Below are 14,908 nucleotides of genomic sequence, written 5' to 3' on the forward strand. Positions count from 1 at the left end.
GGGGCCGCGGGCTTCCTCCAGGCTGACCTGCACGCCGAACTCGGCGAAGGCCTCGACGAAGATCTGCGTCGGCGCGAAGGAGCCGAAGTCGACCATGGTGCCGGCCCAGTCCAGGACGGCGGCCTGCAGTTGCTTGGGTTGCTGGTAGTGCATGGGGTGTCTCCCTTTTTCGATGGTTGAGCGGGGCCCGCCGGGCGTGGCGGCAGGCCGGTGATACGGGGTTCAGGGCTTCAGTGCTCGCTGTCGTCGAACAGCTCGGCGATGATCGGCCGGTTGCGCCGGATGGCCAGGCAGCACAGGTAGTAGCTGATGTGGAACGGCCGCTCGGCGAAGGCGATGGAGCGCGTGCCCGGCCGGTCGACGTACTCCACCGCCGAGACGAAGCCCACGCCGATGCCGCGTTCCACGGCGTGGACGATGGCCTCGCGGCTGTTCAGCTGCATGGCGCAGTCCAGCGTCACGCCGTGGCGCTGGCAGCCTTCCTCTACCAGTTGACGGGTGCGCGAGGCCGGCTCGCGCAGGACCACGCGCTGGCCGCTGATCTGCTTCACGCTCACCTGCTCCTGGCCGGCCCAGGGGTGGTCGTCGCGCACCACCGCGAGAATCGGGTAGGTGCGGTACAGCTGGGTGCTCAGGCGCTGGTCGAACTCCGACAGCGCCAGGATGGCAACGTCGATGTCGAAGCTGTACAGCCGCTCCAGGGTGCCGGCCTCGCTGCTGAAGGAGGTCTCCAGCTCGATGTCCGGGTAGCGCTGCATCAGCGCGTAGGTCAGGTTCATGGCGATCGGCGGCGACACGGCGCCGATGCGCAGCATGCCTTGCTTGCGCTGCTGGAAACTCTGCAGCAGCTGCAGCGCCTCGTCCTCCTGGCCGAACAGGCCCTGGGTGATCTCGTAGAGCTGGCGCCCGGCCGGGCTCAGCTCGACGAAGCGGCCACGGCGATGCAGCAGCTCCACCGAGAAGCGCTTCTCCAGGCCGCTGACCTGCTCGCTGACGGTCGGCTGGCCGATGTTCAGCAGTTCCGCGGCCTGGGTGAAGCTGCCGGTCCTGGCGACCGCGTGAAAGGAACGCAACCACTTGTGATACTGGTACATGCCGTCTCTCGGGCTGGTGGGCGCAGGGGCTCATCATGCGTCCCTCAGCGCCGCACGAACAGGGCCACCAGCGCGCTGCACACGCAGGCCGTGGTGACCACGATGAAGATCAGCGAGGTATTGCCGGTGGTGTCGAGCATGCGCCCGATCATGGGTTCGGCGAGCCCGGCGAACAGGTAGGAGGAGAAGTTCATGATCCCGGTGGCGGTGCCGGCGCGCTTGGCGCCCACCAGGTCCGGGCACAACGCCCAGAAGCTGGAGGCCGGGCCGTAGATGAAGAAGCCGCAGAGGAACAGGGCGATCAGGCCCACCGCGCTGTGCGCCGGCAGGCTCCACATCCACAGGCTGGTGAGCGCGCCGAGGAACATGTAGAGCATGATCGCCAGGTAGCGCCGGGAGCCGAACAGGCGGTCGGATACCCAGCCGTTGCTCAGCGCGCCCACCGCCATGCCCACCGGCAGCGCCACGGTGATCCACTTCGGGTCGACGAAGCTTTCGCCCTTCTGCCAGTCGGCGCCGAGGAAGTGCACCGGGACCCAGACGATCAGCCCGTAGCGCGCGGCGTTCTGGAAGCCCAGGGACACCGCGGCGATCAGCAGGCGCGGGTTCTTCAGCACCGCCTTGTAGCGCTGCAGCGAGGGTTCCTCGTGGTGACCGGCCTCGCTGGCCTTGTCCTCGGCGTTGGCCACGCCGGTGTCGCCCAGCGGCTCGAAGCCCAGGTCCTGCGGGTGTTCGCGCGCCACCAGGTAGAAGGTGATGCCGCCGGCCAGCATCAGCAGCACCGGCAGGCGGAAGATCCAGCGCCATTCCAGCTGCAGCACGTCGATCACCAGCACCGAGGTGACGTAGGACAGCACCGAGGCGCAGCCGGCGGCGAACACGTAGAAGCCGTAGACCTTGCCGCGCTCGCCGGCGCCCCACCAGTTGGACAGCAGGCGGCTGCCGGGCGCCCAGCCCAGGGCCTGGAAGTAACCGTTGATGCCCCAGGGCAGGATCAGGCTGCCGAAGCCGCCGGCGAAGCTGGTGACCCAGTTGGCGCCGCAGGACAGCACCGCGCCCAGGCTCATGATGCGGCGGCCGCCGAACTTGTCGGCGAGGTTGCCGTTGATCGCCTGGCCCACGGCATACATCCACAGCATGGCGCTGGAGGCCCAGCCGAGGGTTTCCTTGCTCAGGCCGAACTCGGCCTGGATGCCGGGAATGGCGAAGCCGAAGGTCTGGCGGCCGGTGTAGAAGAACAGGTAGCAGAACATCGCGGCGAGCAGCATGCGCCATTGCGCCACGCGGAAGGGGGAGGCGCCCGCGAGGGGGGCGGGCAGGGTTTGCGCACGGTTCATGGTGGGTTTCCTTTTGTTCGCTGGCGCCGGCCATTGGCCGGCGTGTCGGCACTCTTGTTCGGTGCAACAGGAAAGCGCGGCGGCCCGCGCCGGGCCGCCAACTGGAGCTTCAGGCGGCCCGGGAGCCGATGAAGTTGCGCCCGCGTGCGCCCTGCATGGCGAAGTCGATCATCGCCTCGGCCTCGGCCGGCGTCACACCGTAATCGCCGAACTCGGTCTTCACCCCGAGGCTGTGCAGGAAGTTGCGCAAGCGCGCCTGGGCCTTTTCCAGGTCATGGCCGAAGACCTTGCGCAGGGTCTGGTCGCGGGCGGCGTCGCGGCCCCAGGCCAGGCCCAGCACCAGCGGCAGGGTGAAGGAGCAGGCGATGCCGTGGGGCAGGCCGTGGCGCAGGGTCATTTCGTAGGAGATGGAGTGCGCCAGTGCGGTCTTGGTGTTGGAGAAGGCCATGCCCGCCTTCAGCGCGGCCAGGGCCATGCGTGAGCGCAGCTCGCGGTTGCGCAGGTCGTTGTGCAGGCGTGGCAGGCAGTCGAGGATGTCTTCGATGGCGGAGATGGCGAAGGTGTCGGAGAGGGGGTTGGCGTTGTGGTTCCAGATCGACTCCAGGGCGTGGGACAGCGCGTCCAGGCCGGTGGAGACCGTTACCCCGGCGGGCACGCTGAGCATCAGCTCGGGGTCGACGATGGCCGCCGCCGGCCAGGTGCAGTCCAGGTGCAGCGAGTACTTCTTCTGCTGCTGCGCGTCCCAGATGGTGGCCCAGGGCGTCACCTCGCTGCCGGTGCCGGCGGTGGTCGGCGCCGCCACCAGGCGCTTGCAGCGGGCCGGGGCGAAGGGGCGGCCGGCGGCGAGCAACTCCAGCAGTTCGTCGAAGCGGCCGGAGGCGGTGCCGACGATCAGCGCCTTGGCGGTGTCGATGGCGCTGCCGCCGCCCAGGGCGAAGACGCTGTCACAGTCCGCCGATTCGGCCCAGAAGCGCTCGTGCTCGCCACGCAGCCAGGCGACGTCGGGGTTGGGCTGGACGTCGTCGATGACATGCACCAGGCGTTCGCCGAGCAGCGCCTGTACGCGGTCGACCAAGCCCAGGCCGCGGGCTTCGGGGAAGGTCACCAGGGCCACCTTGCCGGGGCACAGGGCTGGGAGCTGGTCGAGGCTGCCGCTACCGAAGACGGTGGCGACCGGATTGTGGAATCGGGCAGGCATGGGCAGTTCCTTGTTGTTGTTTGAACCTGGGGCCATGCTCGGGGCATTGCGGTTTTCGCTCAAATCGATTGATTGAAGGTATGCATCGGCCTGGCCGATAGCGGCGCGAAGCGGAGGCATCGCCAGGCATGAGCCTTGGGCATATGCCTCGAGGAATGCCATGGGGAGGAGGGCGATATCGGTGCCGCAGCGGCTAAAAAAAGGTTCTTCGCTTTACGACGCGTCCTGGGTGAAAAGCCAGCATGCGCTCAGTCATCACGGCGTTTCCAAGGTGGAGGCAGAATCCGGTCTTGCAGCATTCACCTGAAAGACCGTGGTCGGCAGCCGAAAACCACGCAGACGCAGCATGGCCAGTGGGCCGTTCGGCGTTTTGCTGCGCAGGTGCCAGGTCAATGGCAAGCCATCGGGCGTGGTGAGCACCAGCCTGGATTGTATACCGCGACTATCGAGTGCCGTCACCTGGGCGTGTTCCAGCAAGCGCACCACACCCCAGGTGCCCAGGTAGTCACCGAACAGACGCGAGCCACTCTTGACACCCGACCACCTGAGCGATGCCCCCGGATGGTCATAAGGTCCAGGCCAGCGAAATGCCTGCCAACTCTCCGTCTGGTTGAAATAGTCCAACCGGGTGCCGTCGAGAATCAGTGAGGTCTCCACCACGTCCCGTACCGGCTTCGCCTGCAACTCGAAGGGAATGCCCCAGCCATCGCCATAGAGAGCCTCCCGTACCTCGCCCAATTGATTGAGCGCCGTGAGAAACGCCGGGTTGAAGGGCAATCCCTGATTGTCCCCGGTGCTAACCCAGCGCGGGCCGTCCTTGCGCAGTATGCCGCCGAGCTGATCACGGATGAATTGATCGATGACCCCGGTGTCCACGCGAAGCATCCGCCCCAGTGCCGGAAGGGACGCATCGGCGCCGTCTTTCGCAAAGGGATAACTCCCTTCAAACTCGCGCGCCCAGTGAGCAACGATATCTCGCTGCCATTGCAGATTCAGGCGCTGTGCGATGGGTTGCAGTACATCCGACCAGGCTTGCTCCAAGGGCAACACAAACAGGTTCTGCCCAAAGAGCGCGTACTGGCTGCCCAAACTTTGGGTGATTCGCTTGCCGTAGTCGCGGGCATCCTGATCACCGAGAGTCCGTCCTTGCAGGACTGCTTGCCCCAAGGCGTATCCCCTGGCCTGTGGGTCGGGAGCATTGGCGACTTGCTGGAGCGTCATACGCAGGCGGTCTACGCGGTTCAAAAAGCTCTGCACACTGGGCCGCTCATCAGCCCCCTGTGCAGCGGCTCGTTTGTCCAGCAACGCCTGCATCGGACCAAAGATCGCCTCCAGAGGAGCAGGCGTCGTTAACGCCTGCTCCGCAGCACCGTGCGCGTTACCACTGTCGCCCTGATACGCCAGGGTGTTGAGCAGGGCAAGCAACGGCGACTGGCGTCGGTCGGCCAGCAGCGTCAGTTGTCCAATGGCCTCCTCGAAGCTCTCCGCTCGCCGCCAACGCACACTGTTGATAAAGCCCAACCAGGCTTCACCGAACTGCTGGAAATACCGCTCGGTCAACTGTGCCTTCAGAACGTGCGGCTGCAATTCGCTGGCAATGTCTTGGGGCGTGTCGCTCAGTACCCAATCGATCTCCTCGCGCCGTGCGGCAGCAATGGCCTCTATCGATTGGCGAATGGAGCCTTCCCATGCCTGCCGGGTAAATACGCCGGGCACGCTGAGGGACGTGTCGAACAGCCGCACGGCATCGGTTTCGCCGACCATGCTGCGCAAACTCAAATCCACATACTGGTTTCGCGCCGCATCGAGCACCTGCTGATACAGCGTCTCCACACCGCTGCGCTGGCCCAGTTGAGCCAGCAGTATCTGGCGCGCCTGGGCCACTATTTCCGCGTCCGGCTCGATCTTCCAGTCGGCATGCGCCGGTAAATTCTGAGCATAGAAACGCCACAGTGCGGGAGAGCGCACTTGCTCAGTGGTTGCCAGCACCTTGGCCAGAAACTCGGCGTTAGCCCGCTCGGGATGCGCCATCATCAAGTAGGCTTTGAGCTGACCGTGCGCCGCCTGGGTTCGCTCGGCTTGCTGCTGAGCGCTTGGTGGCAGGGCGGCAAAGGCCCGCAGTTCGGACACCAGCGTACGGGCAGCTTCGTCACGCAGCAGGCGGCTATTGGCCTGGGTGTAGGGTGCCCATAAGGCGGCGAGCAACGCATCGTTCTGGCTCAAGCCAAAACCCAGATACCAGGGCACGCCCTGCGCTTGCCGGGTCTGCAACTGAGCCATCGTGCGGGTGAGGTCGCTGAGCGCGGCGAGCTGATCGTCGATCTCGCCACCGTGCTGCAAGACCGCCACGGCGGATTGTGCGGTGGCAACCTGGCTGCGATTTCCGGCAAAGGACACCAGCACCGCCAGCACGGCAAGGCCGGCCAGCCCCAACAAGGATACCTGCGCGCCACGCCCCCAGGTCCAGCCCAGCACACGACCAGTTGCCTGCCGGTCCTCGCGCACCGCCTGCCAATCCGCGTTGGGCCACCAGGCGTGCTGCATACCCTCCACCGCCGAACGTGGTTGCGGCGGGCTGAAGACCAGGCCACGTAGCGGCATGCCCTTGGCGAAATGGATCAGCGAGGGGGCCAGAGCATCACGCCACTGGGTAATGCCGTCCCGCTCCAAATCCCGGGACAAACGCAGCAAGAAGTCATGCGCCGGAACCTTGGCCATCTGCCCCAAGCCTTGCGCGTGCAGCGGCCTCACCAACTGGCGCAGGGATGATTCGATCTGTTCGACCGAAGCCTTTACCGGCAGCAGGCAGCACACGGATTGGCGTTCGCGCGTGGTCTGCTCCCAGTCACTCTGACAGACCTGCCACAGGTACAGTGGAGCCTGCCAACGCAACTGGCGCGCCAGTTCGCGCAAGCGATGTGCCCCATGGCCCAGGCCCTGGGCATCACGGCACTGAGCCTCGTTCAGCGCCCAGACCACGCCATCCAGCGGAGACGCTGCGCGCAATGACGTTAAGGCCCTCCAGCGCCGGGTATTCTGCTCGCCGAGCAACGCGCCGCCCCACAGCAAAACGTCGCCATTCGACTCCAGCCATCCTGCACCCTCCAATCCGGGCGCGATGGCTTCGACTTCAGCCGGCTCACCGAACACCAGCAGCAAGCGGACCTTGCTTCTCCACAGGGGGCCTAGCTCAGTGCGCAGATGCTCTTGCAGCCCGGCAAGCGCATCAGGCTCCGACGCCGCTTCAGGCATAAGCGCTTCCGGCTCAGCCGGGGCGCTGTGCCGCGTCTCCAGCCGATAGCGATCACGCCCCAGGCTCCGGCCTATCCAGAGATAGGCCGCCAGTATGAGCACCAGCAGCGTGCAAAAGCCGGCGATCATCCACCACGCCAACTGTTGTTCTTCGCTGCCCGGGCTGATGCCCAGCCATGCCGGCTGAACACTGACGAACAGGGCTGCGCCCAAGCCCAGCACCATGACAACGAAGATAAGAGAAACGAGCAAGAATAAACCCACTGAACACTACCTACTTTGAAGACGGCGGCACGCCCGTGAGCGTGGTGCACCAGAGCATCTGTGTTGCGTCCTCAGCCCCACTGACAATGAACTGCGGCTTGGCGTTGATGCCGGCGGCCTCGGTGGCCGACGCGATGGCGATCCAGGGGGCTGCACAGCCGGCATGCCCCAGCGAAGCACCCAGGTCGTACAGGCCAAGCCCGGGCTTGACCAGGCACGGCAAATCGAGCAGCGCCTTGGTGATATCCGGTTGGCGCGTTGGCGCGATACCGCTTAACCAGACATGTTCGACCGCTGCCACCGGCAGGGGAACCCAGGTCAACGCCTGCTGGGCGGCGTACAGCAGGTCATCCGCCGTGGTCGTACGCTCCTGCTCGGGGCGATGCAGGTAGGCCCGTGGAATGAGCCCGCCTTGGCGCTGACGATTGCTCAACAGCAGTCCTACTGCCGTCTCGGCAGTACCGTCCTGTTCCCCTGAGGCCAGCCGCATGGCCACCACCAGCAGTAGCGCCGGGTCATTGCTACGGGTATCCAGCCAATGATCAATGGCGGCCAGCCCGGTGCCCTTCACGGCGACGACCTCTTGCGTGATGCCAGACTCACGCCACGCTCGTGCCCAAACCCGGGCCCGATGCTCATCCGTTAAGGCACATTCGGTTTCCAGCAGCAAAGCCAGCGGCTGTGTCGTGGGAAGGGATGAAAGCGGCTTCGCCAAGTCGGACAACACACGGCGATAGAGTCCCAACAAATAGGTCTCTTCATCGGACTGCGCCGCAGACACGAGAGCAGCAGGCAATTGGCTGTGCCGGTACACCATCTCTTCGCGGCCTCGCGCCGGTTGACTCTTCAGAGCGCTGCGGTTACTGAGCAGTGCCTCGATCTGACCCGCTGTACCGCCGTCATTCCCCTCATGGGCGGCGCTGTAGAAACTGCTGGCCACGATTTGAAGAGAGCGCCGCCCTTGGCGCAGCCGATTACTCAGGTCCAGGAAACGCTGCTCATTGAACCCCTCGGCCTGCCCCTGTTGCAGCACCCACACCATCAGCCGCACCACCAGCAAGCCTCCCCAGATCAACAACGGAATGCCCAAACTGGTTCGCCAAAACGTCGTAGAGTCCTGCGCCGCCGCATCCTGGCTGAGCACTAATGTCAGGCCGAAGCCGACCATCAGAAACAGCACCAGCAACGCAAGCCACACCCACAGGCTGGGCGGGCTAGGTGACTCCGTAGGGGCGGGGATATTGTCCAGGCGTACCGGCATGATTAGCTCGCCGTGGCCTGTGGCAAAGACGTCAACAGGACGCAGCCACAGGCGCAGCGGTGTCCATGGAAAGCAACGGGAATGCCATGATCCTTGAAGGTTGGATGGCCTTCGGCAATGACCGTGGGGCCATGTCCCGGTAGCGGGCAGGTGACTGCATCACCCACGCGTGCCACGCCAATACCGTGAAACTTCATCACGGTAGAGCCCGAAATAACGGTGCCGCCGCCCGTGGTTTTATCGCCAATGCGGATGATTCCTTTCATTGAAACTCTCTTTCAAAAAATTTAAAAGAACATTAAGCCATATGCCTGGGATGATATTAAAGAAATGCGCCAGTGGATTCGGCTCTTCATAGTCTTTATGCCATCATTGAAATTCTAAAAGCTTGAGCTGTCAACGAAGTGACCGTAGCTCTGGTGGGACAAAATAATCTCCGCCCTTCATCTTAATCAAATGCTTGAGGGTCGTCTTGTTGGAATATGTATTCCTGCATCCATCAAGTCCATCCACCGCTTTGATATCAACAGAGTCTTCCTTTATTTTTAATTCGTGATATCCATCAGTAGTTGGAGATATATAGATGGTGCTGCTCTTCTTATTAAATGCCCCCGAACAATGCATGTCCCACTCACCACTGTATTCGTACGTGCGCAGTCCGCTGAGTACTTTTACTAGCTCGCCACCCCTCAATATGTAAAGATTTAGGGATTGAGAGCTATAGGGGTTTGGCTGGGACTGTCCCACCCAATCTACACGAACACCAAATGCTCTAACCCCTTTGGAAATCTCATATTTTGCTGTATCGATTGAGGCTCCCGCAAACCTTATTGCCTCATCAGTAAGAGCGCCTGAATCGCTAGTCGCTGCAACAATTTTTCTATTCTTGGGGTTAAGCAAGAACACATCTAGGTCAACCTCGCCCCCATTGCGAACTGGAATAGCAAAAGCAACATAATCACCAGAGGCCAAATATTTGCAAGCGGCACCCACCCAATTTATTTCTTTGTGTGAATAATTAATGTCTATAACGGGCTTGAATTCCTCAAGGCAGCCTGCGTTAGCGCTCCCAAGCACTAGCGACAAAAGAAGAGGCATACAAGCTTTAATTTTTCCACAGGCCATGCTTTGGAACTCCGCGCTCTACGGGGTTTCGATTAATTCGACCGCCAGATTAATGTAGTATTCTATTGCTCCACAGACGAGCGAAGTTCCCCCTTCGACCGCGCCTGCTAAGCTCATCCGTTCCATGATTTATCACATTAGTCACAGAGTTTACTACGTCATCGGTAGCGCCCCTGTCCGCTATGCTGTATAAATTGTTGCTCAACCAAAAGAATGCCGCAGATCTAGCAGCGTACTTCATGGATGAAAGTAGGTCGGGATTCTGTAGAAAATTCACACTGCCGCCACCTAACAAGGATGAATTACTATTGTGCCATTCGGTAAAGCGGCTATAGTTATATCTGCCGGTAAGCTGCTTTAGGCCCCTGCCTCTGTACCGCCAGCCATCCCCAGAATCATAGCTTCCATTACCTAGCTCACTACGCCCACCATAGGCACCATTTGCAATAGCCTCAAAATCAAGCTGCCCCATCGGCTCGCCATTACTTTTTATTTTTCCAGCCCTAATTGAGTAACCGTGCGCATCAGCTTCGTTCGGATGAGCCCTAAAGTAACTAAAAAGACTTTTCAATGATGTTGATGAGTAGTAGAAGCCCTCAGTTACCGCCAAGTCGCTACCAGTCTCTTGCAGGATTTGAGCAAAAAAGTGCGCACGCCTCAATGGAGTGTCCAACTTATAGAAATCAAGATTTCCATTCAGCTCAGTTGCTATTTCCTGTAGGTCTGAGTTCCTGGAAGGGCTTAGATCGGGATAAATTGCTTGCATAATTTCAAGCGTAAATATGAAGTCATTAGAAATAAAGCTTACAGCCATCCCAATTGGATTGAAGTGATAGGCTGTTCCGTCCTTCGGCAATATTCCTCGTTCCGCTACTTCGCCCCACCAACTCAACTCTTTGATGCGCGTTTTCTCAGCCGCCCAATTCAAAATGGGGGTTGAAGGCGTATGCCCCATTACTTGATCTAGGGAGTCCCATTTCCGCTGCTGGTAATACCACTCGCTTTCGTAGTGAATGACCAATTGCGAAATGGATTGAGCATAGGCCGGAATACTCAGTGCCTGTTGCACTTCCTGCGCTTCGATCTTGCCATTTCGATTGGCATCGATAATGTCGAACAACCGTTGACGCACCGGTCCTTTGTCGGAGGCGTCAGCCAAAGGCTGCCACTGCGCCAGTTCCTTCTCATCGAAATAGTTGCCCATGTTCTTCAAGAAGTACGAAAGCGCATTGTGCGGTGGGTCATTGTTGTAAATGACATCAAAGCCGTCCCACGACCACGGACTAACCCAAGGCGTTTTTCCTACCTCGTCACACACCCACACATCGGGCAGTAGCTTGCCATCCGTGCCAATTAACAGGTTCTCCAGGCGATACCAGCTCTTGGCCTTGGCGGCTTCGCTCGCGGGCACCTTGATCTTTCGGTCAGCGGCAAGACCGTCCAGCATCGAGCGGGGCAGCAGCAATGGCGCGCTACTCACGGAGTGAGCATGATTCAAGTCGGGGGGCGTGGCTGCACTGTAGCTGTCTTGGTGAATGACAGCCTTTGTGCCTGCCTCCAGCTTCAGCCAGGTCTTCTCTTTCTCGGGCAGGTCTTTCGCCCAGTCACGACTCTTCTTGAAGAAGGTCTCCACATTCTCGCAAGCAAACACTTCCAGGTGCAGCTTTTCTTGTGGATGTCCATCTCGGCAATCTTGATACGGGCCGAGATGGCCAATCAGATGGCCAGCCTTGATGGGAACGGGCTTGTCGAGCACGACCACCTTCCCACATTCCGGTACGTGCTCAGGTTCAAGTGACGCAAAGTGTATGTACTGGGTGACGCTCTCCAGCTTGCGGAACTCTTCCGTGCCGCTGATGGTGAGTTCTGTACCTTTGGGCAGCTTGAACAGCACCGTTCCCGAGGTACTGGGAGTTGCACGCACGTTTAAATCATCACTGTGCGTATTGACCCGATGGATGCCGCCCCCCAGGTCTTGCAGCACACTAACGCTCACGTACCCACGCAAGGTGCCATCCGGGTTTTGCAGATCCACTGGCCCCTTGATGCCTTCGACTTTTCGATACTCGCCTGTACCACTGACGGTAACGGTTGCGCCGCGCGGCAGGAAACCAATGGTCTTTCCACGCAAGGGCGAGTGCCGAAGATTCAATCCCCTTTCATCTGGGTGATGTCGACGCCGATCTTCATTCGTTTCCTTGACCCGGCGCTGAGACGACTCGGGCCAGAAGGCAGGACGAGCCTTTCTGATATCAGCCTGATAGCTGTCCCAATCGGCCAGGTGCATGTACAGGCTGTAGAAGATCAGGGCCGGTGGCGATTCGGTCTTGCCCTCGATCCTGGGGGCTTCCAGTCGATGGCGTACCAGAACAAAGCCCGAGGCGAAAGGCGCGTCCACTGTTACACCCGGAGCCGGGAAGAACTTCGTCTTGGGCGTGTGTTCGGGAATGCGGTAGGCAATCACCTCACCATCGGCCAAACAGCGCACATGGCTCTGCCCCTCCGGGCCAACGGTTCCAGCCGTACCTGAGTCGAAATGCACCCCACCATGCCACAGGCCATTGCGGCCCAACGGGAAGTAGCCAGCCTGGGCTTTCGCCAGGTTGGTCAGTTGTTGGAGCGGGTCCGATTTAGCGCCAAACGGGTGACTCCAACTCTTCACAGCAGGCAAGTCACTGGAAGGCCCAGGTGAAGTGGGCCCCGGGGCTGGCGTTGGCAGCAATGGAGACGGGCGAGAGGTCAGTGGTGCCGTGCTGGAGCCTGGCTTCGGCGGCACAGGAGGACCATCACGCCACCGTCGATACTCGTCCTTCATGGCTTGATAGAGGTTAGAAAAGAACAAGTGTCAGTCTCCTGTCCTGAGAGTGGGGCAGATGCATCCGTGCAAGGGGCCAGCGCTATCCAGAGAAGTTCGAGAAACTCTGGTGGCTACGCTGGTATTCACCGAGCTGAGGAAGTTCGGGGAGCTGGGGTGGCTGCTTGGCGGGGCCTTGGTAATTGAAGTCCGCCGACTTGATCAGGACGTCGCCCTGGGTACCGGACTCGATGCCGTTCGGGGCCAAGGTGATGTAGGTGCCACCGGCGTTGAGTACGATCTTCTTCTTGGCGGTAAGGTGGATTTCGTCCTCGGTGCTGACGATATCCAGCGCCTGACGAGCAAGCAGTTCCAGGCGGTCGTTTTGCGCCTGAATCTGTACCGCGCCCTGGTTGGCGATGAGCTTCATGCCGAGCTTGCGCACGAACAGGCTCAGACCTTCGCCTACACCGATGAACAGGCGTTTCATCACGCTGATGTCGGCCTCGTTGCCAGCGTTGAGCATCAGGTTGCGTTGGGCCGCCAGTTGCAAGTGATGGCCGCTGGTGACGGCAATCCCTTGTGGTGCGCTGAGCAGTGCCACAGAAGCCTGCAAGGTATCGAGGCGCTCGCTCAGCAGGGTCAGTTGCGCCTGGACGTCCGCCGGCCCGGCATTAGCGCCCTCGGCAGCTGAGGACAGCGATTTGAGCTGCTCTCCCGCCTCCTGCAAACGCTCCAAGGCAGCGGCCATGTGCAGCACTTGCCCTTGGGCTCCGGGCTGCTCGTCGGCGCTGATGAAGATGCCCCGGCCACTGCGGATGGCGCCCCAGCCATCGGTGCGCAGTTCAAAGCCTTCGCCTCGTTTCTGTCGCTTCGCGTCCACCAGATGGCCCAAGTTAAGCTGGCTCTTGCCGGCGTACTCGGTGCTGAGCTTGAGATGCTCCTGGCCCCGCGTGTCATCCAGGCGAATCTTGTTGTTCGCGGGCGTTCTTAAAATATTTCTGCGGTTATTCCGGATGGTGACGTGATCAGGGTGCAGGCTGTCATGCAGAGCATGGGCGATGAACGGGCGGTCCGGGTCGCCCTGCTCGAAGGCCACGGCCACTTCGGTGCCGGCCAGCAAGGGCATGTGCAGGCCGTAGGTATCGCCGGCATAGGGGCGCGCGAGACGCAGCCACATGCTTTCCCGTCCTGCCGGCCAGGTGTCGCGGTCGAAGAGGAAGTTGACGCGGTAGCGTCCTTCTCCGTCGAGGTGGGCGTAAGGGTCGTTCTGCTGCGGGCTGGTGACACGCGCCGGGACGGTGCCGGCGATGCGTGGTTTGGGCGGCACCGGTGGGCGGTAGGCGATGCTGTCGTTATCCGGGATGGCTTCGAAGCGCACCTCGAAGCTGCGGGCGCGGTCGGCGGTACAGTGGGTGCGGACGATCAGCGCGCCTTCGGTGAAGGCTGAAGGTGCCCCGCCCTCGACCTTGAGCACTTGGCCCGGTGCCAGGGCCGCACTGCTGCTGGCACCGCTCAGGCGGAGCTGGTCATTCAGGTAGCGCTCGTAGGCCAGCTGCGCGTAGAAGACGCCGCTTTCGGAGTGGCCTTCTTCATCGCCACGCGCCAGGGGATCACCGAGGCTCTGATAATGCTCGTCGGCGTAGTGGTAAGCCTCGCCGTAGGTGGTGGCCGCCCCTCGGGTCAGATCGGCCTGGCCGTCGAGGTTGGCACCGGCGTCACGCGAATAGTAGGCCCGGGTGCTGACCAACTGCTGCACGACCTGGTGGCTGGCTTGCAGGTCCCAGACGGCATCCTGGCCACCACTCTCCAGGCCACTCAACGGACGCGGCGATAGCCTGACATCTCGCTGGTAATGCATCGGAGAGTCTTTAAACTCGACGACATCGATTTTTAGCCTCAGGTCCATACTGAAGCTAAACCAGATACCACGCTCGGCGCAGAGGCGCTTGATGTACTGAAGATCTGACTCGCCGTACTGGAGCAGCTGTTCGTGCTGCTTATAGGTGCGACCAAGATCGATCAGGAAATCCTGCCCGCGCCATCCATGCCGCCGCAGGATGGTTTCCACCACCTCGGGCACGCTCTGGTTCTGGTAGATGCGGTACTGGCAGCCCTTGTCGAGCAGGGCCAGACGCGGCTCCAGCGTCAATTCGTAGTGCGCCTCGTCGCGGGAGGCCGACAGGCGTCGGAAGCGGGTGATCACCCCATGCAGGGTGCGCAGTGGGGCGATTTCTGGCGGCGGTATATAGCCGCGAATCGTCACCGACGGCGGCGCTGCACGCAGTCTGAAGCTGGCGCTTTTGCCGAGTATGGTGTCGGCGGCGATGTCCAGACTTGGGCTGGTGACTTCGATGACGTAGCTAAACGTCTCGCTGAGCGCCTCGGCGCCGGAAAAGGCGAGGACATCCAGCAGAGCGCTCTGGCCATCTACCGTGAGGGTGTGGCGGCTATGGTCGAAGAAGGGCCTGAACTCATTCAGCATGTTCCGCCTCCCGCTCACCCAAGCACTGGAGACTCCTTGCTGAGCAGTAGAACGATGGTACCCGAACCTCAATCAACCCACTCAGTGTGTATCCCGCA

The 14,908-nt window shown here is 61.3% G+C and carries 9 protein-coding genes and 1 pseudogene; all 10 read right to left on the reverse strand.

What is annotated here, in order from left to right; all coding sequences use genetic code 11:
• A pseudogene (locus tag CHC02_RS13995) lies at positions 1-153 on the reverse strand (phosphonoacetaldehyde hydrolase); the annotation flags it as partial.
• 77 nt (positions 154-230) lie between these two features.
• The gene (locus tag CHC02_RS14000; protein WP_089392064.1) at positions 231-1,094 is read right to left on the reverse strand and encodes a LysR substrate-binding domain-containing protein; all 864 of its coding nucleotides are present in this window, start codon (positions 1,092-1,094) and stop codon (positions 231-233) included.
• A 44-nt stretch (positions 1,095-1,138) separates the two neighbouring features.
• A complete protein-coding gene (locus CHC02_RS14005; protein WP_089392065.1) occupies positions 1,139-2,431 on the reverse strand; it encodes an MFS transporter in 1,293 nt (430 codons plus the stop codon).
• A gap of 109 nt (positions 2,432-2,540) precedes the next feature.
• Positions 2,541-3,629 (reverse strand): iron-containing alcohol dehydrogenase PsrA, encoded by a 1,089-nt coding sequence (gene psrA / locus CHC02_RS14010; RefSeq protein ID WP_089392066.1) that lies wholly within the window; start codon positions 3,627-3,629, stop codon positions 2,541-2,543.
• A gap of 255 nt (positions 3,630-3,884) precedes the next feature.
• Positions 3,885-7,103: an ImcF-related family protein gene (locus CHC02_RS14015; RefSeq protein WP_425262392.1), complete on the reverse strand. Its 3,219-nt coding sequence runs from the start codon at positions 7,101-7,103 to the stop codon at positions 3,885-3,887.
• 52 nt (positions 7,104-7,155) lie between these two features.
• A complete protein-coding gene (locus CHC02_RS14020) occupies positions 7,156-8,406 on the reverse strand; it encodes a hypothetical protein (protein WP_089392068.1) in 1,251 nt (416 codons plus the stop codon).
• A gap of 2 nt (positions 8,407-8,408) precedes the next feature.
• Positions 8,409-8,672 carry a PAAR domain-containing protein gene (locus tag CHC02_RS14025; RefSeq protein WP_089392069.1) on the reverse strand — a complete coding sequence of 88 codons (264 nt, stop codon included), beginning with the start codon at positions 8,670-8,672 and terminating at the stop codon, positions 8,409-8,411.
• Between the two features lie 130 nt (positions 8,673-8,802).
• Complete coding sequence (locus CHC02_RS29950) at positions 8,803-9,531, reverse strand: PA3715 family protein (protein WP_139210188.1); 729 nt, start codon at positions 9,529-9,531, stop codon at positions 8,803-8,805.
• Between the two features lie 49 nt (positions 9,532-9,580).
• Positions 9,581-12,193: a hypothetical protein gene (locus tag CHC02_RS29955; RefSeq protein WP_139210189.1), complete on the reverse strand. Its 2,613-nt coding sequence runs from the start codon at positions 12,191-12,193 to the stop codon at positions 9,581-9,583.
• 235 nt (positions 12,194-12,428) lie between these two features.
• The gene (locus tag CHC02_RS14035; RefSeq protein WP_089392071.1) at positions 12,429-14,810 is read right to left on the reverse strand and encodes a type VI secretion system Vgr family protein; all 2,382 of its coding nucleotides are present in this window, start codon (positions 14,808-14,810) and stop codon (positions 12,429-12,431) included.
• Between the last annotated feature and the right edge of the window lie 98 nt (positions 14,811-14,908).

It is taken from the genome of Pseudomonas delhiensis (assembly GCF_900187975.1).
GTDB lineage: Bacteria > Pseudomonadota > Gammaproteobacteria > Pseudomonadales > Pseudomonadaceae > Pseudomonas > Pseudomonas delhiensis.

What these genes read in the sequence shown, in the direction of transcription:
- psrA (WP_089392066.1), bottom strand. Translation starts at nt 3,629, where the DNA reads ATGCCTGCCCGATTCCACAATCCGGTCGCCACCGTCTTCGGTAGCGGC.
- CHC02_RS14005 (WP_089392065.1), bottom strand. Translation starts at nt 2,431, where the DNA reads ATGAACCGTGCGCAAACCCTGCCCGCCCCCCTCGCGGGCGCCTCCCCC.
- CHC02_RS14000 (WP_089392064.1), bottom strand. Translation starts at nt 1,094, where the DNA reads ATGTACCAGTATCACAAGTGGTTGCGTTCCTTTCACGCGGTCGCCAGG.
- CHC02_RS14025 (WP_089392069.1), bottom strand. Translation starts at nt 8,672, where the DNA reads ATGAAAGGAATCATCCGCATTGGCGATAAAACCACGGGCGGCGGCACC.
- CHC02_RS14020 (WP_089392068.1), bottom strand. Translation starts at nt 8,406, where the DNA reads ATGCCGGTACGCCTGGACAATATCCCCGCCCCTACGGAGTCACCTAGC.
- CHC02_RS14035 (WP_089392071.1), bottom strand. Translation starts at nt 14,810, where the DNA reads ATGCTGAATGAGTTCAGGCCCTTCTTCGACCATAGCCGCCACACCCTC.
- CHC02_RS29950 (WP_139210188.1), bottom strand. Translation starts at nt 9,531, where the DNA reads ATGGCCTGTGGAAAAATTAAAGCTTGTATGCCTCTTCTTTTGTCGCTA.